This is a genomic window from Peribacillus sp. P4_D6, assembly GCF_056401795.1.
The window spans coordinates 1-21,957 of sequence record NZ_JBFUIQ010000020.1; the positions used below are offsets into that span (position 1 = coordinate 1).

Consider the following 21,957-nt stretch of genomic DNA (forward strand, 5'->3'; position numbering starts at 1 on the left):
ATTAGGCACTACTTTGATTTGTTCAGCGCCTAATAAATGGTAGAGAAAATAGTTACCGTTAAAATCCGGTTCAGAATTTGAAAGGCCCTCTTCCAACACAAGGATGCATTTCATTTTCTCTTTAACCGCAGCAGCTAGTGTCAAGCGGCAATGATTTGATTGAATGCCTCCACATGTAATCAATGTATCCGCGCCTTTGTCCAATGCATCGGCAACAAGGAATTCCAGTTTCCTTGTTTTATTTCCCCCAGCCGTCAGACCAAGTAAATCATCTCGTTTAAGATAAATAGAAGGGCCACCAAGAACTTCGGAAAAATGATGTAATTTCTCAATGGGTGTATCTGTTGGTGTATATCGCTGTCTAGGAAATTGTGCTAAATTCATTTTAAAACTCCTCAGATATTTTCTGTTTAAGACTGGCCATATTTACATTAAAGAAAGTAGAATATCAATCTGCCTTCCCTTTTCAATTACATATAATTAAATAATAGCCAACGCTTCTATTTCAATAAAAGCATCTTTTGGTAAACGAGCAACTTCAATCGCACTTCTTGCTGGATAATTATCAGAGAAAAACTCTCCATACACCTGATTCATCACGGCAAAGTGATTCATATCGCTTAAAAAAACCGTTGTTTTTATTACCTGCTGTAAGCTTGATCCCGCCGCTTCTAAAACCTTCTTAAGATTCTCCAATGACATCCTTGTTTGCTCCTCTATATTATCAGGCATTTCTCCTGTTTCAGGATCAATTGGGAGCTGCCCTGAAGTGTACATTATATTTCCTGCCTTAATACCTTGTGAATAAGGACCGATAGCCTTTGGGGCTTCTTTTGTTATGATTGCTTCTATTATCATATAAACCACCTCTTTTTTTGTAATACTATAAATACGGAATAGAATTAAATTCCCCTTTGAATAAAACGCTTACATTCATCATAAGCCTTCCCTCTTATTCTTTGCGCTCAAAATCACACTCCATCAGAGGAACTATTTTTGTTTTCTTAATGATTTTATAACCAAGCCAGAGAAGCAAGAAAATAGGAAGACCTATATACGTGGCGATAATTTCTGCCCAGCTAATTTGATCTCCATAAAAAAGAGTCTGCCCAAAAATGAAAACCACAAAAAATAACAGCGTGATAACCGGGCCCAGCGGGTACCATTTGGCTTTAAACGGCAATTCATTTAGATCTCTGCCTTGGGCTACATAGGCCTTACGGAAGCGGTAATGACTAACGGCAATCCCGAACCATTTGATAAATCCGGTAAGGGCTGAAGCATTTACCAACCAAATAAAAACTGAACCATTTCCAAAAAGTGAAGCCAAAAAAGAGGCAAGGCCTATAAAAGCAGTTGTACAAAGGGCCCACATGGGAATTCCCTTCCTGTTAAGCCGTGCAAAGATTCGTGGTGCCTTTCCTTCTTTCGCCAGTGCCCATAGCATACGTGAAGAAGCATACATTGCTGAATTTGCTGCTGATAAAACAGATGTAAGAAGCACTGCATTCATGACGGAAGCTGCAAATGCCAGCCCAGCTCTCTGAAGAACAAGCGTGAAGGGGCTGATAGATACATTTTGAACGCCGGATTTAAGCAGGTTTGAATCCGTATAAGGGATAATCAAACCGATAACAAAAATCGTCAACACGTAGAAAATAAGGATTCGCCAGAAGATTGACCGAATGGCTTTCGGTACGTTTTTCGATGGATTTTCGGTTTCACCGGCTGCCGTCGCAATCACCTCAGTTCCCTGGAATGCAAAGCCCGCGATGAGCACAACACTAAAGATAGATACAAGCCCGCCATGGAAAGGAGCATCTCCTTGGGTAAAGTTACTGAACCCAACCGTATGTCCTCCCATAATTCCAAAAATCATGGCAACCCCAATAACGAGAAATACGATGATCGAGATGACCTTAATACCAGCAAACCAGTATTCACTTTCCCCATATGCCTTGACTGATAAAACATTTAAGATTAGCAACAAACCCAGAAAAAGTGCGCTCCACAAGATAGAAGGTGAGTCCGGAAACCAATACTTCATAATAAGAGTAGAGGCCACCAAATCTGCAGGAACCGTTATTGCGGTTGTATACCAATAGTTCCAACCTAACGCAAAGCCTAACGCAGGATCAATATACTTTGATGCATAGATGTCAAAAGCCCCCGGGACCGGTAAGAAGGCCGATAGCTCTCCTAAACTATTCATGACAAAATAGACCATGATTCCTACCAGAATATATGCAGCAAGCGCTCCTCCCGGCCCCGCAGTGCTAATCGTCGATCCGCTGGATACAAACAATCCAGTTCCAATAGCGCCACCTATAGCCATCATCGTTAAATGTCTGGATTGCAGCTTCCTTTGTAATGATCCTTTTGAATTTCGCTCTTCTAGGGTGTTACTTATCTCTGCTTCTAATTTCCCCATAGTGTATCCCCCTTTTTACTCATAGTTCAAATACTTTGTATGGAAGGCTCATCTGGCTGTTCTTTTGAATAATCTATTTATGATTATTTAGAGAACTTTCAGTAAATTGTTAAAATACCTCTACCTTCTGCTTTTATCCTCACAAAAAACTCAGGCGAGAAATTGATATGAGCACTCTCTCTTTCATTTCAAGTAACTTTAAATGAGTAAAATAGAAATCTTTTAAACGAAGTTAACATAATTGGTATTTTTCCAACTTGCGATAAAGAGTAGACAGGCTAATCTTTAGTTCCCGGGCAATTTGTTCTTTATCATTTCGATATTTTTCAGTCAGAAAATAGTTCTGGATTACTTCTTTTTCATATTCAGAAATCATTTCTTCCAAACTTAACCCTCTACAATCGGCAGAGAGATGATCATGTTGAAAGAGATAGTCAGGTAAATCATGGAATTCAACGATATCTGATTCAGCCATATTGACCATATATTCTACGGCGTTTTCCAACTGGCGTATATTCCCCGGCCAATCATAGCGTATAAGCCATTGCTCCAGCATGGGGTCAAGTCTAAGAGGATACCTTTGCATGACCTTACAATGTTTATGAATGAAATGTTCGAGATACAAAGTGATATCATCACGCCGTTCTCTCAAAGGTTTGGTATGGAGAGGGAGGACATTGAGACGATAATATAAATCTTCACGAAAGGTACCGTTTCGCACCATTTCCTCTAAGTTTCGGTGAGTGGCTGCAATCACCCGTACATTAATCTCGATTGCTTTTTTTCCACCGATTCTTTCAATCTCTCTTTCTTGTAAAACCCGTAATAACTTTGGCTGCAAGAAAAGCGGCATATCACCAATTTCATCAAGAAAAATGGTTCCTTTGTGCGCTAATTCAAATTTCCCCATTTTCCCATTCCGACTCGAGCCGGTAAATGATCCGCCCTCGTAACCAAACAACTCACTTTCCAACAAGCTCTCAGGTATGGCTGCGCAATTTACTGCCACAAATGAATGCATTCGGCGCTTGCTTTCAAAATGAATCGCTTTGGCTAATAATTCCTTTCCCGTACCGCTATCTCCCCTTATCAAAACAGTGGATGGGCTGTTTATAATCCGTCTAGCTTTTTTAATAACATCTTGAAGCCCGGAATCCTTACCAAGAATGTTTTCAAAAGAAATAGCTTTTTGGGGGATCGGTATCTCTTCTTGAATTTTGCAACCCGGTTCTTTATCAGGGTCCAGCATTGCTAATTTATTGACTAACAATGTACTAACATTGCGTAGAAACTGGATCAGATTCTCTGATTCTATAATCATTTTCTCCTTTTGTTCATGGGAAAAACCAATCATGCCGATGACGCCAACTGGTTTGTCTTGCTTTACAATAGGAAACCCGATGGTAGCGAGTTCTTTGCATTGATTTACGAATTTACAACTCCTACACTGCGACTCATCTTTTTTCACATCGTAAACCACTCCAGGCTCCCCTGTTTCCAATATCATTCTGAAAAAGGAGCCTTCCGGAGCCGTTTTGCCAATGAGATCTTTATAGTAGCCAGTTCCGCTAATACGAACGCCCTTTTCATCAAGCACGGTTATATCCAGACCAAGGATTCCTGCTGTGTTCTCAGCGTAATCTTGAATAAACTGCTGCATGCCGATAAAGCCTGCCATATTATCCTCCTCTGCTATTGCGCTTTATGAAATAATAAAATAAATTTATTATAAAATAAATTTCTACGCTTTGCACAAAGAGGAGACAGCTTTTTCTATGCCACCGAGAGCATTTTTCAACATCGAACGTGGACAAGCAATATTGAGCCGCATAAACCCTTCACCTTCCCTACCGAAAATCTGCCCTCCATTCATTGCAACCCTTGCTCGGCGCAACATAAATTGATCCATTTCTTCAACTCCCAATTCCCGGCAATCAAGCCATACAAGATATGAGCCTTCAGGCTGGATGACTTTGATTTGCGGGATGTTTTTGCTGAAGTAATTCAGAGTGAACTCCAAATTCTCCTGCAAATATTCAAGAAGCTGATCCAGCCATTCTTCTCCGTGTCGGTAAGCAGCCTCTAACGCAACAACGCCAAATATGTTCGGCGAACCAATAGATAATGTATTCAGTTCTCGATCATACCTATCGCGCAGTTGCTGATTTGGAATAATGATACTTGACGTCTGTACACCCATCAGGTTAAAAGTTTTGCTTGGCGCAATACAGGTAAGAGAATGGTTCGCAAACTCTTCTGATATAGAGGCAAAAGGAATGTGAGTATGTGTCTTATAAACAAAGTCAAAATGAATTTCATCTGCGACAACGAGAATGTTATGCTTCATACAAATCTGTCCCAATCTCGTCAATTCTTCTTTGCTCCATACCCTTCCGATCGGGTTATGAGGACTACACAGAATCAACATTTTTACCGATGAATCTATCTTTGCCTCTAGATCTTCGAAATCTATGGAATAACGCCCATTTTCAAGCTTAAGCGGGTTGTTTACAATTTCACGGCCGTTCGCTTGGACTACACGAGCAAAATGATGGTATACAGGAGGTTGGATAATTATTTTGTCCCCTGTCTGCGTGAAGGACTGAATCGCCAACGATAGGGCTGGAATCACTCCTGGGCTGTGGGTAATCCATTCTTTCTCAATGGACCATCGATGTCTTCTTTTCAGCCAACCAACAATGGATTCCATGTACGAGTCCGGTCTAAGCGTGTAGCCATAAACACCGTGCTCCACACGTTGTTTTAATGCTTCGATGATAGGTTGTGGAGACTGAAAATCCATATCGGCCACCCACATCGGTATAACATCCTTTACGCCAAAATGATTTTCAAGATCATCCCACTTTTCGCAGTCTGTGTTCAGTCGACGGATTTCTTGGTCAAAATTATATTTCATCGAGTATCTCTCCTTCTCATGTTTGCTTGTGTACCTTGCCTCTTTATATATGCAATTGTCATGCCAACCCATTTCTCTTATAAAATCTCCTTATTTTCTTAGAAGATCTTGTTTGATTACCCTAAACACGTGATCTTTTTTTTAAAACCCTTTCATCCCAAGCAATAGCACTTTTGCAATCTTAGGAAATATTTTCCCATGGATGATAAAATTAAAAGATTTCATTAAGATTTCTGGTGGGTCACAATTTCTTCCGTTTTCGCCATTCCTCATAACCGCCTACAAGGCTTTGTACTTCTTTAAAACCATGAACTTGCAAAAGGCTTGCAGCGATGGCCGATCTTCCTCCGGTTTTGCAATAAACCAAAATGGGTTTATCATGTGGAAGTTTAGGTGCCTGTTCTTGCAAATGGCCAAGCATGACATGATTAGCTTTTGGAAAATGGCCTTCCTGCCATTCGGCCATGCTTCGGACATCTAGCACATAGATGCTTTCTGTTTGAATTGCGTCATCTATCATGTCCATTGTCACTTCTTCATATTTCATAACATGTGAATCAGTTTCGCCAGCCTGCTCAATGATATATGGGTCCAATGTTGCAATGACGCGATCCAACCCAATGGACTGGAGATCTTTTACAATATCTGCAACATCATCATTGCTTGCCAAAAGATATATAGGCAAGTCATAATCCAACAGCCACCCCGCCCACGTTACAAATGATTTGTTATATGGAATATTAATTGAGCCTCGTATATGCTTGGTGGCAAATTCACTGGCCGGACGCGTATCCAAGACTATTCCCTGTTCCGTCCACTCCTGCACAATATCAATTGGGCCCACCATTGGAAGTGGTGCTGCTATCCTTCGGATTTGTTGCGCTCCATCTTTATTCAACCGCTTCATCATTGAAAAATAAGGGGGTGCCTCAGGCTGCCCAGCCAACAACGCTTCAACAAAGAGATTTTCATCATTATATTGCAGTGCCCAATTTGTCCGTTTTTCATAGCCGATGGTTGACGACGGGATCGCACCTAGCGCTTTACCACAGGCACTGCCCGCTCCATGCCCTGGCCATACTTGCAAATAATCTGGAAAGTTTTTAAATTGTTGCAATGACCGAAACATCATGCGTGCCATTTTTTCTGAGGAACCATGTACCCCTACGGCTTTTTCTAATAAGTCGGGACGCCCCACATCACCCACAAATACAAAATCTCCGGTAAATATGCCGAGCGGATCCTTGGTAGATGCCCCTCCATCTGTTACGAGCAGCGATATATGCTCAGGTGTGTGTCCTGGTGTGTGTACCACCTCAAAATGGATATTTCCAATGGCAAATACATCTCCATTTCTCAGAAAGCGGTGGTCATACCCAGTTGCGTACTCATATTTCCAGTCCGGCCTTCCTTCATCAGACAAATACAATGTCGTTTCAAGCCTGGAAGCCAGCTCCAGCGAACCAGACAAAAAATCGGCATGGATGTGTGTTTCCGTTACGCCCACGATCCTCACACCATGTGCTCTTGCCGTTTTTATATAAGGTTCTATGTTACGTGACGGATCGACAATTATCGCTTCACCGGTAGCCTGACACCCCACAAGGTATGAAGCTTGAGCCAGTTTCTCATCATAAAAATACTTCAATAGCATAAATCCTTCTCCTTTCAAGCACCTCGGATACTTAGGTTGTGTTATGGCTGTCAACGTTTTTACATCTTTCCTTTAAGCATTCCGTTCCAATACATAATGGGAAGCAAGTTTTTCTTTAATAAATACATACTGAACCTCTCACGGGATTGATCGATTGGAAAGGTTTCTTGCGGCTGTAAATCATAATTGAACTCAGCCAGTATAAGCCGCCCATACCCGGTAACAAGCGGACATGATGTATAGCCGTCATATTTATGAACCATAAGTTTGGCACGCATCCGATGAAGCAAATTTTTCACAAGCACTGGCGCTTGTTTACGAATCGCAGCCCCCGTTTTCGATGTAGGCAGGTTTGTGCAATCACCTATGCCAAATATATTGTCATAGTGTTGATGCTGAAGTGTATATTTGTCCACATTCAGCCATCCATTACTAGCTGCGAGCGAACTATTCTTGATAAAATCAGGAGCGCTCATCGGTGGTACCACATGTATCATGTCATAATGCATATTCACGCGCTCTTTCGTGTTCAGGTTTTCAAATGTCGCTCGCTTATTCTCACCATCAATTTCAATAAGATGATGCATAAAATATGTCTCTATTTCTTTTCGTTCTATTATCTTATTTAGTGCCTGTTCATATTTTTTCACATTGAATATGGATGGGCTACCTGAAACAAAAATAACCGAAGATTGCTCGCGAACTCCTGATTTTCTGAAATAGTCTTCTGCCATATACATAATTTTTTGAGGAGCCCCACCGCATTTTACCGGCGTGTTCGGGTTGGTGAAAATGGAAGTCCCCCCTTTGAAGTTTCTGATCGCCTCCCAAGTGCCATCAACATAATCATAAGAGTAATTACTACATACACCATTCTTTCCAATACTCTCTTTTAAACCTTTGATTTTATGCCAGTCAATTTGAATCCCGGCTGCGACAACTAGATATTCGTAGTGCAGTTTCTTTCCGGATGCTGTTACAACAGCATTTTCATCGGGCTCAAAAGTGGTTATCGCATCCTGAACCCACACGGCTCCGCTCGGAATAACGGATGCTTCCTCCCTTTGTGTCACAGTTTTGTCAGCTTCGCCAGCTCCCACAAGTGTCCATAATGGCTGATAATAATGTTTTGTCGCAGGCTCAATGATGGCAACGTTTCCACTCAGAGTGCGAGATTCACGCAGGAGACGGGCTGCAACCGTAATTCCGGCACTGCCCCCTCCTACAATCAAAATTTTGTAATGTGTCTCATTCTTCATATTTGCCATTCTAATCTCCTCATCTCAATTTTATATAGTAGCTCACCAATCTGATACTTCAGCATTTATGATTAGCATATAAATGGAGACCAACATAACAACACTGAAAATACATAATGGAGCTTACGCTGCTGTTTGCTTAAGAGCACTGCCAGCCAAGTTCTGACTGTTCCGCCGACAACTCCCCCTCCAACAAATGCGAGCATAATCCCCTAAAGCAAAAAAGTTATATTAAAAGTTATATATTCTTCTCTTCTATCCCTACACGCTGTATAGTTCCTATGCAAAAAATAAGTTGATAAAACCGGTGATTTTGAATATATCGCCAATAAATATTGAGTAACTATTCAATATTTATTGGCTTCAGATTAATGCTGGTCTCTGATTAATGTTACAAAGTAGAGCAGCTCTAATTGAGTTTCAGTATTAGTAAATGATTATCTTTTTAATTTTCCACTTTCCTCCACGATTTGATTGAGAAACTGTTCAACCTCTTCCTGGCTTTTTCCGACTTTACTTACAAAGCGATTAAGTTCCTTCCCTTCTTGAAAAGCAATAAAGCTTGGGATTCCAAACACATCTAGCTTCTCTAATAGTTCCGGAAAATGATCTCGATTTACTGCGATCATATCTATCTTTTCTTTATACGCTTCTTCTACAATCGGCATGAATAAATTGGTATTCTGACAGTCTGGGCACCATTCAACATAAAATTTGGCAACAACTGGTTTTGTTGATAAAATCGCCTCGTCAAACTCTTGCTTAGTTTTGATCTCTTTCATTATTACAATCCTCCCTATATTTTGTTCTTAATGTTATAAGATTGTCTCCATTACTTGATCGCTCTTGCATCAAGATATCTTTCGTAATCCAGAGCAGCCATAACAACCACTTCCTGCAGCAGTAATTGCTTGGCCGTATTTATGATCTTGAACACCCCACAGGTAAATACACCAGGAATATTTGTTTGTACCAGGATTCACGATGTATATTCCATATCGTCCGTAAATTGATCCATATCCGCCGAGCAAACCAAGTACGAATCCGACAATAGTTCCTGAAACAATGGAGAGGAGTACTTTAATAGTCGTCATTCTCTCCGAGACTCTTACCAACAAAGCCGAATAGTTGGCTATTCAGCTCTCCCTCCTTTCTGAACTTACTCTTATTTATATAAGCAAAAACCATGCCAACTAATTTCTCCTGTAAAACCGCTTGTTTTGCACACCCCACACTTTATAAATTCTCAATTTTGCCACCATTCCCCTTAAAAAGACCTTCTCATCAAGCTTGATGCCTTCTCAGGAATGGGAACTATTTTTGCACCTGTAATAAACTCAACTTGTATAAAATGGTTCTTTAACATGTCGGTTAACAAGAATTTCTATTTTCGCTTCGGTTACTGAAATAGGATACATAACAAGTAATGTGTTACCTCTGATGAAAGAAAAAATCGCCCTCAATTTATTTGGGCGATTTAACGTCACTGGTATTATAGAAATAAAACTGGATGTATACTGTCGTCCTTCAGTTCAATCCTAAGCCACGTTCAAAATTAAGCTGGATAGGTCTTACATGAACTGAATTTTTGCGGCTAACTACTGACGTGCTTACATCACGTTTATCTTCAAAAAGCTATATTGAACACCTGCTTTTTGCGTATCACTTTTTAAACCAAATCGCTGACGATATGACTAATCCTCCTCCAATTTCAAACGTTTGACTTCTCGCATTAATTCTTTGCCGCTTTTTTCCCATAAAATCCCCTTCCCTTTAAAATAAAAAAAGCGGGAATTTCATTTCTGAAATTCCCGCGTTTCCTTATTTCAAGTCTTCAATCGAATCAATATCAACGTAATCCGGTACGACCAGACCATTCTTTGTTCCTTTTAAGTTTGGTCCAAGGTCAACCATTTCAGCTTTATACTTATTATAATATTCAAGATGTGTTCCCGGGAGCCATGCAGCTACCATTGCGTCCGCACTTCCGTTTGCAACGCCGGCAAACATTGGTCCGACTTCAACTTGACTTAATGTTACGTCATAACCATTTTGCTCCAGAACCTTGCCAATCACATTTGTACTGGCAATTTCAGTGTCCCAGGCAACATAAACCAGTTTGATCTTTTCACCATTTCCTGATTGTGCTCCTTGGGTCCATTTGGATACTTTGTCCTGATTTTCCTTTATCCACTTTTCTGCTGCTTCTGAAGGAGACATACCTTCAGTAACTTTGACCATTACATCTTCCATATCTTTAGTATCCCAGAAGAATTGATCAAGAATTTTATAAGCGCCGGGGGCATCTTGCTCCAGGCCTTTTCTGGCAATCGAATTGATATTTTCAGCCCCGCCAAAGGATTCATTCGGATCTTCGAGATATTTCAAGTCATATTTTGAGAACATCCAATGCGGTGACCATCCTGTAACGACGATTGGCTCTTTTTTATCAATCGCTTTTTTCAATTCAGCAACCATTGCCGCCGAAGACCCTTCAACCAACTTCCAATCATCCAGCTTATAATCATCTATAGCCGTTTTAGTCAACTTCATCAATCCTGCTCCAGGTTCAATTCCGATGATTTCATAATTGGCTTTGGCAGCAAAACTATTTTTATCCCCTTTTACAGCCGTATCGTTTGTAAAAGCACTGAATAGTGCAGTACCCACAACTAGTAAGGCCAGTATTGTAAAAATGATTTTCCTGCTAATGATATGTTCGTAAGCTGGTTTACGAAGGTTTTGCGTGATACGATCAAGTATGATTGCAATGATTACGATGGATAACCCTGCTTCAAATCCTTGCCCCACATTAATTTGGCTGACAGCCCTGTAGACATCCGCCCCAAGTCCGGGTGCTCCAACCAATGAGGCTGTAACAACCATGGATAATGCCAGCATGATGCTTTGGTTGACTCCTGCCATAATCGTTGGAGTAGCCAAAGGTATTTGTACCTTGAATAACTTTTGGCTGCTGGTTGAACCAAAAGCATCCGATGCTTCGATCAGATCATTAGGCACTTCTTGAATCCCAAGATTGGTCATACGGATTGTCGGTGCGATTGCGAAAATGAATGACGCAATGATCCCCGGTACTACCCCTATTCCAAAGAATAAAATTGACGGAATCAAATAAACGAATGCAGGCATCGTTTGCATGAAGTCCAATATCGGGGTAACGATCTTACGCACCGTGTTATTTTGGGCACACCATATTCCGATCGGTATCCCGATCACTATCGTTAAGACTCCTGACAATATAACGATCGCCAGTGTTTGGATGCTTGATTCCCAATAACCAAGATTATCGATCAATAGTAAGCTGATGAATGTAAATATCCCTAAGGGCCATCTGCTTGTATAGGTAACCAGAAGGGTTAGCACTATAATTAACACGATGGAAGGTCCAGCACTCATTACATCGACCAGGATATCCAGTAGTCCTTCGATCCCATTCGTAATAAGTGTAAATAATCCAGCAAATACAATGGTTATCCAATCCACTAAAGAATCGACCCAAGCTCCTAGTGGGATTTTCGGCATATTCATTGAATTATTCACTCTCCATTTCATTCAAGGAATCTTTATTTCCGGCCAAAGCACCGATGACGGCACCGCGAAGAAGAATTCCTTTAATTCTGTTCTGATCATCGATCACTGAGATCGGCAAGCTTGAAGTCGCCATCACATCCATGAGGTTTCCAAGTAATTCATCCTCTTTTACAGTTGGGATGTCAGTTGTCATCACTTCAGAGATCGATTGATCATTGCTCATTGCCTGACGAGCCTGTTCAGCTGTCACGGCCCCCAATAACGTCTGCTTCCTATCCACAACGAAAATGCTGGAATACCCTTGTTTGCGCATGATTTCCAAGGCAACCCTCGGGCCTCTGTCCACCGCAATCTTCTCTGGGCGTATCATCACATGAGACGCTGTCAATACTTTTGAGAGATCAACATCTTCCACAAACTTCTCGACGAATTCATTGGCTGGATTCATCATGATTTGTTCAGGGGTACCCAATTGAATGACGCTTCCATCTTTCATAAGGGCAATTCTATCCCCGATTCTTAATGCTTCATCAAGATCATGGGTAATGAAAATGATCGTTTTTTTGTACTGATCTTGGATTTGAATCAGTTCATCCTGCATATCCTTACGAATCAATGGATCAAGGGCACTAAAGGCTTCATCCATCAATAGGATATCCGTATCACTTGCGAGTGCTCGGGCTAGCCCAACCCTTTGCTGCATACCGCCGCTAAGCTGTGATGGCAGCTGATTTTCGTAGCCTTTCAAACCAACGGCCTCGAGAGCCTTCATCGCATTTTCATGACGTTTTGCTGGATCCACTTTTTGAATTTCGAGCCCGAATTCAGCGTTTTCCAATATCGTTTTATGCGGAAATAAAGCAAAGTTCTGAAAGACCATGCTTATTTTCTTTTGTCTGACTTCCCTTAACCTGGCAGCGTTCATCTTCACGATATCTTCATTATCAATTAAGATTTCACCCAAAGTGGGATCGATCAAACGATTGAACATGCGGATCAAAGTGGATTTCCCGCTTCCTGATAGGCCCATGATGACAAAAATCTCGCCGGGATAAATCTCGAAATTAACATTATTCACTCCGACCGTTTGTCCCGTTTCCTTCAAGATTTCTTTTTTCGATTTGCCTTGCTTCAATAAGTCTGTTGCTGCTTTTGGAGATTTGCCAAAAATTTTCGAGACATTTCTGACTTCTACATACGGCTTCATCAAGTCACCTCATTCTAATAGTTGCCCATATGATATTCAGTTTTGCTGAATTTCCCCGGTTTATGCGAGTGATGATTATTAATGCACAAGTAGCTTCAAATTACCGAAATTCCACCCCATTACTTTTTCTTCGAAAAAGCGGAAGTGACACTTATTCAGTGACACAGGTCATAACGTGGATAAAAAAATAATCTAAATTTATTATTCCCAAGAAATAATTCTTTACTTGGATTATATTATGTGTGATAAATTGAGCATTTCAAGTAGGAAAAAAGAGGTGCAATCACAACTGAGGAAACTAGCAGGCACAACATATACCAACTGTAATATAAACGATTTCCACTTAGAGTTTTGTCCTGATGATGGACTTACGACTACCCTCTAAAGTACTTCATTTCCTTTACCAGGTGGAATGGTACTTGCAGTGCAGTATAACACCAAAACGCATAGAAATATGATTATGGGATTCCCAATGTGTCTAATTTGAGCTTTGCAGGGAAAAGAGGTGCAATACAATTGAGGAAACTAACAGGCACAGCATATTCCAACTGAAATATAATGGATTTTTATTTTAGAGTTTTGTTCAGTCCGAGCACACACGGAATGAACCTGTAACCCTAAAGTACTTCATTACCTTAACAAAGAATTAATATAAGTTCAAATGATGTGGGACGGAATTCTTGCCTAAAAAGCCCATTTACGCCATAGATTCTAAAGGTTCCCAAAGACTCTAAAAACCTTGATATACCAACACTTTGGCTTCCTATAATCATAAACGCCCATCATTCGCTACAAATTTTTTTCAGTTTTTTTAAAATCAGAAATGATCCAAAAAACGGAAAAAGCGATTTTCAGTCATAAATCACGGGCAAAATTAGCGATTCCGGATCTGGCAAGATTGGAATTTGATACTATTTTTATAGGTTATAGTTTAATGCAGACACACATGGGAATGTGTCACATATACAGAAAAAAACCTTGAAACAACAATTCCATTTCAAGGCTGATGCATTTTATCAATACATACTAATTGGCATTCCTATGTTCATCAAAATCGATTTTGCATTCCTCTAGCGGAACTACTTTTGTTTTCTTAATGAACTTATAACCAAGCCACATTATCAAAAAGAATGGGATGCCAAGATAGGCAGCGATCACACTTGCCCAGTTAATGTCATCGCCAATGAAGGCCTGATAGTTTTGCGCCAATAATACGAAGAAACAAAGTGCAAAGGAAAATATCGGGCCGAAAGGAAACCACTTGGATTTATAGGGAAGATCATCCAGTGAATACCCTTGAGCAATATAAGCTTTTCTAAAGCGGTAATGGCTTGCCGCTATACCGAGCCAAAATATAAATCCAGTGACTCCAACCGCATTCATAAGCCAAATATAAATGACTCCATCACCGAAAATGGAAGCAAAAAAGGCCAACATCCCTACAAGTGAAGTGACAACCAATCCCCAAATGGGAACGCCGCGTTTGTTAAGTTTGCCAAAAATACGCGGTGCCAGCCCTTCTTTTGCCATGGAGTATAACATTCGGCTTGTCACGTAAAGACTCGAATTACCTGCGGATAATACGGCTGTCAAAATGATGGCATTCATCACGGAAGCAGCGAATGCCAGTCCCACTTTTTCAAACACCATCGTAAATGGGCTAACCATGATCGTGTGTCCCTGCAGACTGCCATTCGTATAAGGAACGATCAATCCGATAACCAATATGGCCAGGATATAAAAGAGGAAGATTCTCCAAAAAATGCTGCGAACTGCACGTGGTACATTTTTTGCCGGGTCTTCACTTTCACCGGCTGCAACGCCGACTATTTCTGTTCCTTGAAAAGAAAATCCAGCAGCAATGAAAATACCCAATGTTGCCAAAAAACCACCGGCAAACGGAGCGTCACCAACTGTGAAGTTTTTAAAACCAATCGCCTCTCCGTTCATGATCCCGAATATCATCAATATTCCGACAACTATGAAAATGATGATGGTCGCCACTTTGATGAGGGAGAACCAATACTCCCCTTCGCCATACCCTTTAACGGATACGTAATTCAATAAGAATATCAAAACTAAAAACAATGAACTCCATAAAAAAGACGAGCTGTCAGGAAACCAAAACTTCATAACCATCGTTGCGGCAGATAGTTCCGCAGCAAGAGTCATTGCCCAAGTGAACCAATAGTTCCAACCAAGCGCAAACCCTAATGCCGGGTCGATGAAACGCGAAGCATAGGTACTGAAAGCTCCGCTGACCGGCATAAATGATGCCAGTTCTCCAAGGCTTGTCATAATAAAATAAACCATTATGCCAATTACGGTGTAAGCGACCAAAGCACCGCCAGGCCCCGCAGAGTGAATGGCTGGCCCGCTTCCGAGAAACAGCCCTGTTCCAATTGCACCGCCCAGCGAAATCATCGTAAGGTGGCGTGCTTTTAGCTTCCTTTGTAAAGTATTTGAAGGCTGGTTTTTTTCATTTATGACAGGTGGTTGCAATTGCCGATTTTCCAAATTAGATTCCCCTCCAAAAATGCATGTTTAATCTAGCACGAATAGGTAAAGTCGATCATTCCATCAATAGTCATTTCCTGCATTTATTACTATTTCAAGGTCATTTTCTCTAATGCTTAGACCTTTTTTGGATTTCTGGGATCTTTGTAGCATTTACATAAGGGTGTTAGGCTTAAAGCCCAAAGCAAAGGGCTATAAGCCTAACGTTCATTCGGATATTCCGAGCTTCATATTATGTTGTAGGTAAACTCCTATGAATAAATGAATTCCAGTCAATTTGCAGTAACCAGCTTGCCGTTGCTTCAATATCCTTTGAAAAGATACGATCTTGTGTAATGCTTGGAATGAGCTTTCTTGCTTCCGTATAAAACTCTTTTGTAAACGGGGCCATCTTCTCTATTCCACGGTATTCAACCGCTTGTAAGGCACAAATGAGCTCAATCGCCAAAACACGGCGAACGTTTTGGATGATTTGATGTGCGTGCCGTGAGCCAATCGTTCCCATACTTACATGGTCTTCCTGGTTCGCTGAAGATGGAATGGAATCAACACTTGCAGGATGTGCGAGTGTTTTATTCTCAGAGACTAGGGAAGCCGCACAATATTGCATGATCATCGCTCCAGACTGCAAGCCAGGTGAAGGGCTCAAGAATGGCGGTAAATCATTCAGCTGAGGATTGACGAGTCGCTCAATCCGGCGCTCTGAAATATTTGCAAGCTCGGCAACAGCGATTTTCATGAAGTCCATCGCAAATGCAATCGGCTGTCCATGGAAGTTCCCTCCTGAAATAACCTTTTCCCCATCGTCAAAAATAAGCGGATTATCCGTCGCTGCATTCATTTCAATTTCCAATTTTTCTTTTACATAATCAAGAGTTTGCCATGATGCCCCATGCACTTGCGGGATGCAGCGAAGGGAATAAGCATCCTGAACCCGCAGTTCTCCTTGCTTGGTGATGAGCTGGCTGCCGCTGATCATGCGGCTAATCCGTTCAGCGACCTCTGTTTGCTGGCGGTAACCCCGTGCTAGATGAACATCCGGATCAAAGGCATCTTCAATCCCGCGTAATCCCTCTAAAGTCAGTGAAGCAATCGCTTCAGTTTGATGGGCCAGCTGTTCGGCTTCAATGTAATTTACGAGGCCCATCCCCGTCATGGCCTGTGTTCCGTTAATTAATGCAAGACCTTCTTTTGCTTTAAGTGTCACTGGAAGAATGCCTTCTTTCGATAAAGCTGCGATGGCCTCCATTCGCTCTCCTTTATAAAACACTTCCCCTTCTCCCATCAATACTAGCGCCAAATGCGAAAGCGGCGCCAAGTCCCCGCTTGCCCCAAGAGAACCTTGCTGAGGGATGACCGGGTGGATATGAGCATTCAAAAGATCGATCAAACGTTCAATGACGATAGGACGGACGCCGGAGAACCCTTTTAATAGCGCGTTGGCACGGAGAAGGACCATAGCTCTCGAAACCACCTCTGGAAATGGTTCCCCGACTCCGCACGCATGGGAATGAATCAAATTCCACTGTAGCTGCTCAGCGTCCTCTGCATCAATCAAAACATCGCTGAACTTTCCAAAACCTGTTGTGATGCCATAGACGACTTTCTTTTGTTTCACGATATTTTCAACCGCTTCGCGGCTTTTTTCCACTTTCTTTACACTCTCGGCTGAAGCAGAGACAAATGCTTCTCCATACAATACTTTTTTCGCTTCTTCAATCGTTAAAGTTTGGCCCGTTAACATAATCATTTCCTGCACCCCTATTCTTTTTTTAAACAAACAAAAGGAGGCCATATTGACAGACTTATCCAGTCTATCAATACAGCCCCCTATTTCACTAAATAACTATAGGCTTTTAATTATTTAAATGTGGTTAATTCCCAAACCGACGGCTTCATGTTCAAATCCCCGAACCGGTGCTCCAATCGTTCCATACACGGCGACAGCAATCCATTCACCTTCGGCCCCGTTTTTAAACGGCCTGCCCCGAACGATTGCAAACCGAAGGCCCGCAGTCCTCAAAAGACCGCCAAGCTCGACTTGGCCGCGTGTCACTCCTTGGAGTGCTTCGATGATCGCATGATACAGCGCATGCATTTCACGATACATATCGGGATTGACCAATCCAAGTCTTTTCGCAGATGTCTCAATGGCCGCAACTATTTTCTGCAGCTCCATTGAACCGACTTTACCTTTTCCATAAAGCCAATCCATCCGCTTAAGTTCATTCGTCAATATGACTTCTTCCTCTTCGTCCGCAAATGCGTACATGATTGCATGGCGCCCAATTCTTCTGTCGAATTCCTTTGTCATGCAGGTACCTCTTTTACAATTTTCTAAATACACTAATAACTAAATATTATTGTAAGCGGATACAGGCTGTTCGGTCAATATATTTTTTAAAATAGTTCTTTTAGGGGGATAATTCATCACTCCCGAAAGCAGTCGAACAACCACGGCAATAACGCCCATACAAAGGTCCAATTCGTCCCCCAGATCGTCCCGGATAACCAGATTAATGCCTTCATGAAATTGTTCGGTTCCATAGATTAGTGACAATTAAACATGCATCATCGTTGTACAAAATGGGGAAATCATCGAACAAGGTGCCCATGATAATTTGCTCCATCAAGACGGAGCATATAAAAACCTGATCCTTGCCCAAACTGTATGGAATAAAGCTTCCAGACATTCTGATAGAACAAGAAAAAAGTCCTCCCGACATTAATGGGAGGTCTTAAACTTTATGGAGATATCCGTATATCCGTTTATTCATTCGTTTCCAATGCTTCATAAATCGCAGTTACAACACTTCCATAGCTTCCTGTTTTGAAGAGGTCGCCAAAAAACTGATTGGAATTGGCTACAGGATTGACGAGCGGAGAGTGCTTTTTATTAGTTAGTAAAACGATCCCTAAATCTATTTCCGGATCAATGATCGTGACCGTCCCGGTCCATCCAGTATGACCATAGGCACTGTCGCTTGCGAGAGGACTGAACATCCACTCCATGCTAGCATCGCCATTTCGTCTCCAACCAAGACCATATGTAGGATTCATCTGGGAAGGTGCGACGAATTCATCGATTGTTTCTTGATCAAACAACGTATGTTTACCGTATCCCCCGCCATTCAGCATCACCTGCAGAAGGACGGCCATATCTTTCGTATTGGAGAAAAGGCCGGCATGCCCTGAAACACCCCCCATCGAATAAAAGGCTTTTTCATCATGGACTTCCCCTTGAAGTGTGTATGTACGAATGTTAGGGAAATCTATCACGCCATCCCGGGTGTTGCCAAGCAATTCGGTTGCGGCAAAATCCCTTGGCTTAAAGCCCTTTCGCAGAGGATTGAACTTAGTATTTTTCAAACCAAGCGGCTTGTACAATTCATTTTCAACATAGACATCAAGCTGCTGACCCGTTACTTCTTCAACAATGGCACCAAGCAGCATATAATCCACATCACTGTAGACATTCTGTGTTCCAGGTACATATGTGAGCGGTGTCTTGGAAATGAACTCGATGGTTTTATCCCGCTCCTGGGAATAAAGTTCTTTCGAAACCTTTGGATTATGGTATTGCGGGTCGGGTCTAAACCCTGCAGTATGATGTAGAACATCAATAACCCTCAGATTATCCTTTCCTTTGATCACATCCTCCTCTGTGTCTTTGAATTCAGGAATGTATTGCTGCACTCTTGCCTGGATATTCAGCTTGCCTTCGCTGACTAATTTCTGAATGGCAAAATTGGTTGCATACATCTTCGTGTTTGAAGCAAGGTCAAATAACGTGTCATTTCCCATTTTTTGAAACTTCTTAAGAGTTGTATGTTCATTAAACTTCTGTTTGTACCCGTAGCTTTCATTTTTAACGATCTTTCCGTCCTTTATGACAATCAAGGCAGCACCGGGGAAACCGGCCGCCACTTCCATTTCAATGAGCTGATCCACTTTTTCCAGCCTTTCAGACGAAAATCCCGCTTCTTCCGGTTTATTTACTTTCTTTAATATTGGATACTGACTGGCAGTCTCCTTACTCACAGCGGCTCCATGATTTGAGTTTTCATTAGCAAAAGACACGGAAGGTGCTAATAAGGAAAGTGCCAGAATTGAACTCAGTGTGCAGCTTGTCCATATATTCATCATTTTCCACTCCTTTGAAATCACTTTTAAAAATAAAGAACAACTTAACCGAAAGCTAATATTCTCATTCATTCCGTCCTTTTTACACCAGGCTTTACAATTCGATAATATGTTCCGGGTTGTGATTTGGATCTCTTATTTCAAGTTGGTTAATGCAGAAATTTCCCAAAATCGGGTGATATTTACAAACAATTCTCAATTTTCAGTATATGTTATTTCGAACATCATTTCAATTTGATCTTGATATTTTTAAAATTATATTTCAAGTCTTGAGCTTACGTCAGCCCCCGTTCTAAGAAGTAAAGCCTATGTTCATTAAAGCTCACTACTATAATCAATGAGTCATTCGGATAAGTCCCAGACATCGATTTCGCCTCTTCCTTCTCCTCAATTATATTCAAAATCAATTTTCCCACATAATACATACGAAGTATAAAGTATGTAAATACGGCTAATTGCTTTTAACTTCATTGCATAAGAAACGTAGAAGATATTAATACTATTTGAGAATTAAAGGAATTTTAGCGGCTAATTGAAACAAGTATAGGGTGATGAAAATGTGGAAAACTATTGTTTCCTACCTTCCAGAATGGCAGGTTTTTATACAAGCTTTTATTGTGTTTCTTATTCCGTATTTAATCTCCAAATTGTTTAATCGGCTTCGCAACTCAAAGGATGAGTGATGAAAATGAAAGAGTGGATATCAAAGATCGGTAAAAAAGGAAAAGGTACCGATAAAGACAAACAAGAAGCAAATACCTCCCAAGATTCAACTGATCAGTTTACAGATAATTTTAATGTAAATCTAGAAATGGTTAAGCAAGAAATTGGACATAATTGGGATGTTCATTTTCGAGAATTTAATATAGGGCGTACCGGTATTCGGTCAATTATCATTTTTGCGGATGGATTATCAGATAAAGACATCATTGATAAACATATCATGACATCATTGATGGTTGACTTTTCAGCAGAATATAAACAAGATCTTCCTTACATCAAAGGAAGCATTTCAAAAGAATTCATAAAAAATGAAGTGTTATCTATCAGTGAGGTAGAAGAAGTTTGTTCCATTAAAGAGTTAGCATCAAAAGTATTAACAGGTTCTACCGCGCTTTTAATTGATGGATTAGTGGATGCCCTAATCCTTGGTACAACAAAACTAAAAACAAGGACTGTTGAAGAGCCGGTATCAGAGGCATTAGTCAGAGGTCCACGGATCGGTTTCACTGAATCTTTAGTTGATAATACATCTTTTTTAAGAGGTAGTGGTGAAATTGAAAATTTATCGTTAGTACAATTCCAAGTAGGTAAGCAGTCAAGAAAAGACTTAGTTGTCGCTTACATTAAAGATATTGTTGATCCCGAATTAGTTCAAGAGGTAGAAAATCGAATTAAGAAAATTGATATTGATAATGTGCCGGAATCAGGTTATGTAGAGCAACTCATCGAGGATAATTACCTTAGTCCTTTTCCTCAGGTACAGAATACAGAGCGTCCTGATCGCGTGATTGCTGCTTTGATGGAAGGCCGGGTGGCCATCTTATTGGATGGGACGCCATTCGCTTTGATCGTTCCAGTTACATTAAGCATGATGTTACAATCACCAGAAGATTATTATGAAAGATGGATTCCTGGCACATTCATACGTTTACTCCGTTATCTCACAGTTATTTTGGCTCTTTTTACACCGTCTTTATATATAGCTTTCATCTCATTTCATTCAGGGTTGATTCCGACCAAACTGGCCATCTCCATTATAGGAACCAGGTCCGGGGTTCCGTTTCCGGCACTTATCGAAGCATTATTCATGGAAATATCCATCGAAATTCTGAGGGAAGCAGGACTGCGATTGCCTAAGCCAATTGGTCCGGCAATGGGTATCGTCGGCGGTTTAATCATTGGGGAAGCTGCTGTACAGGCAGGGATCGTTAGCCCTGTTTTGGTGATTGTAGTAGCATTAACTGCTATATCATCATTTTCCATTCCGCACTATAGTATTGGAATTACATTACGGATTCTGCGTTTTCCAGCTATGATTTGTGCTGCCACATTTGGATTATACGGGGTCATTCTCTTTTTTCTTTTAATGACCAGCCATTTAGTGAAATTAAAAAGCTTTGGTGTACCTTATATGAGTCCAGCCGTTCCTTATCGCTTAAGTGAATGGAAAGACCTGATGGTTCGCATGCCGCTTATGATGATGAAGCGCCGTCCAAAGATGATGCATACAAAAAATCCCATACGTAAAGGATAACCTATCGGTGAAAGGGTGGT

Annotated in this window: 16 protein-coding genes; 1 reads left to right on the forward strand and 15 read right to left on the reverse strand. The window is 41.1% G+C overall.

The window, feature by feature from the left end:
* From AC1DVB_RS09240 to AC1DVB_RS09310, 15 genes are all read right to left on the reverse strand, one after another.
* Positions 1–384: pyridoxal-phosphate dependent enzyme (locus tag AC1DVB_RS09240; RefSeq protein WP_477589024.1), on the reverse strand; the 384-nt coding region annotated here is incomplete at its 3' end.
* 96 nt (positions 385–480) lie between these two features.
* A complete protein-coding gene (locus AC1DVB_RS09245) occupies positions 481–858 on the reverse strand; it encodes a RidA family protein (protein WP_057276068.1) in 378 nt (125 codons plus the stop codon).
* Between the two features lie 94 nt (positions 859–952).
* Complete coding sequence (locus AC1DVB_RS09250) at positions 953–2,431, reverse strand: amino acid permease (RefSeq protein ID WP_095679703.1); 1,479 nt, start codon at positions 2,429–2,431, stop codon at positions 953–955.
* Positions 2,432–2,663: 232 nt separating this feature from the next.
* Positions 2,664–4,109, reverse strand: a complete 1,446-nt coding sequence (locus AC1DVB_RS09255) for a sigma-54 interaction domain-containing protein (RefSeq protein WP_095679702.1) — start codon at positions 4,107–4,109, stop codon at positions 2,664–2,666.
* A gap of 63 nt (positions 4,110–4,172) precedes the next feature.
* Positions 4,173–5,420 (reverse strand): MalY/PatB family protein, encoded by a 1,248-nt coding sequence (locus AC1DVB_RS09260; RefSeq protein WP_477589027.1) that lies wholly within the window; start codon positions 5,418–5,420, stop codon positions 4,173–4,175.
* A 169-nt stretch (positions 5,421–5,589) separates the two neighbouring features.
* Positions 5,590–7,002 carry an MBL fold metallo-hydrolase gene (locus AC1DVB_RS09265; protein ID WP_095679700.1) on the reverse strand — a complete coding sequence of 471 codons (1,413 nt, stop codon included), beginning with the start codon at positions 7,000–7,002 and terminating at the stop codon, positions 5,590–5,592.
* A gap of 59 nt (positions 7,003–7,061) precedes the next feature.
* A complete protein-coding gene (locus AC1DVB_RS09270; protein ID WP_057276110.1) occupies positions 7,062–8,261 on the reverse strand; it encodes an FAD/NAD(P)-binding oxidoreductase in 1,200 nt (399 codons plus the stop codon).
* 437 nt (positions 8,262–8,698) lie between these two features.
* Positions 8,699–9,043 (reverse strand): thioredoxin family protein, encoded by a 345-nt coding sequence (locus AC1DVB_RS09275; RefSeq protein ID WP_057276072.1) that lies wholly within the window; start codon positions 9,041–9,043, stop codon positions 8,699–8,701.
* Positions 9,044–10,082: 1,039 nt separating this feature from the next.
* Entirely contained in the window at positions 10,083–11,810 is a 1,728-nt protein-coding gene (locus tag AC1DVB_RS09280) for a glycine betaine ABC transporter substrate-binding protein (protein ID WP_057276073.1), read from the reverse strand.
* 4 nt (positions 11,811–11,814) lie between these two features.
* Complete coding sequence (locus AC1DVB_RS09285; protein ID WP_057276074.1) at positions 11,815–13,020, reverse strand: quaternary amine ABC transporter ATP-binding protein; 1,206 nt, start codon at positions 13,018–13,020, stop codon at positions 11,815–11,817.
* A gap of 1,026 nt (positions 13,021–14,046) precedes the next feature.
* Positions 14,047–15,444, reverse strand: a complete 1,398-nt coding sequence (locus AC1DVB_RS09290; protein ID WP_082609224.1) for an amino acid permease — start codon at positions 15,442–15,444, stop codon at positions 14,047–14,049.
* Positions 15,445–15,769: 325 nt separating this feature from the next.
* The gene (gene hutH / locus AC1DVB_RS09295; protein WP_034306584.1) at positions 15,770–17,287 is read right to left on the reverse strand and encodes a histidine ammonia-lyase; all 1,518 of its coding nucleotides are present in this window, start codon (positions 17,285–17,287) and stop codon (positions 15,770–15,772) included.
* Positions 17,288–17,401: 114 nt separating this feature from the next.
* Positions 17,402–17,851, reverse strand: a complete 450-nt coding sequence (gene hutP / locus AC1DVB_RS09300) for a hut operon transcriptional regulator HutP (protein WP_054398152.1) — start codon at positions 17,849–17,851, stop codon at positions 17,402–17,404.
* A gap of 455 nt (positions 17,852–18,306) precedes the next feature.
* Positions 18,307–19,680, reverse strand: a complete 1,374-nt coding sequence (gene pbp4b, locus AC1DVB_RS09305; protein WP_477589056.1) for a penicillin binding protein PBP4B — start codon at positions 19,678–19,680, stop codon at positions 18,307–18,309.
* Between the two features lie 275 nt (positions 19,681–19,955).
* The gene (locus AC1DVB_RS09310; RefSeq protein ID WP_268750787.1) at positions 19,956–20,081 is read right to left on the reverse strand and encodes a hypothetical protein; all 126 of its coding nucleotides are present in this window, start codon (positions 20,079–20,081) and stop codon (positions 19,956–19,958) included.
* A 281-nt stretch (positions 20,082–20,362) separates the two neighbouring features.
* Between AC1DVB_RS09310 and AC1DVB_RS09315 the strand changes: the two genes are divergently transcribed.
* Complete coding sequence (locus tag AC1DVB_RS09315; protein ID WP_057276077.1) at positions 20,363–21,937, forward strand: spore germination protein; 1,575 nt, start codon at positions 20,363–20,365, stop codon at positions 21,935–21,937.
* Positions 21,938–21,957 lie beyond the last annotated feature (20 nt).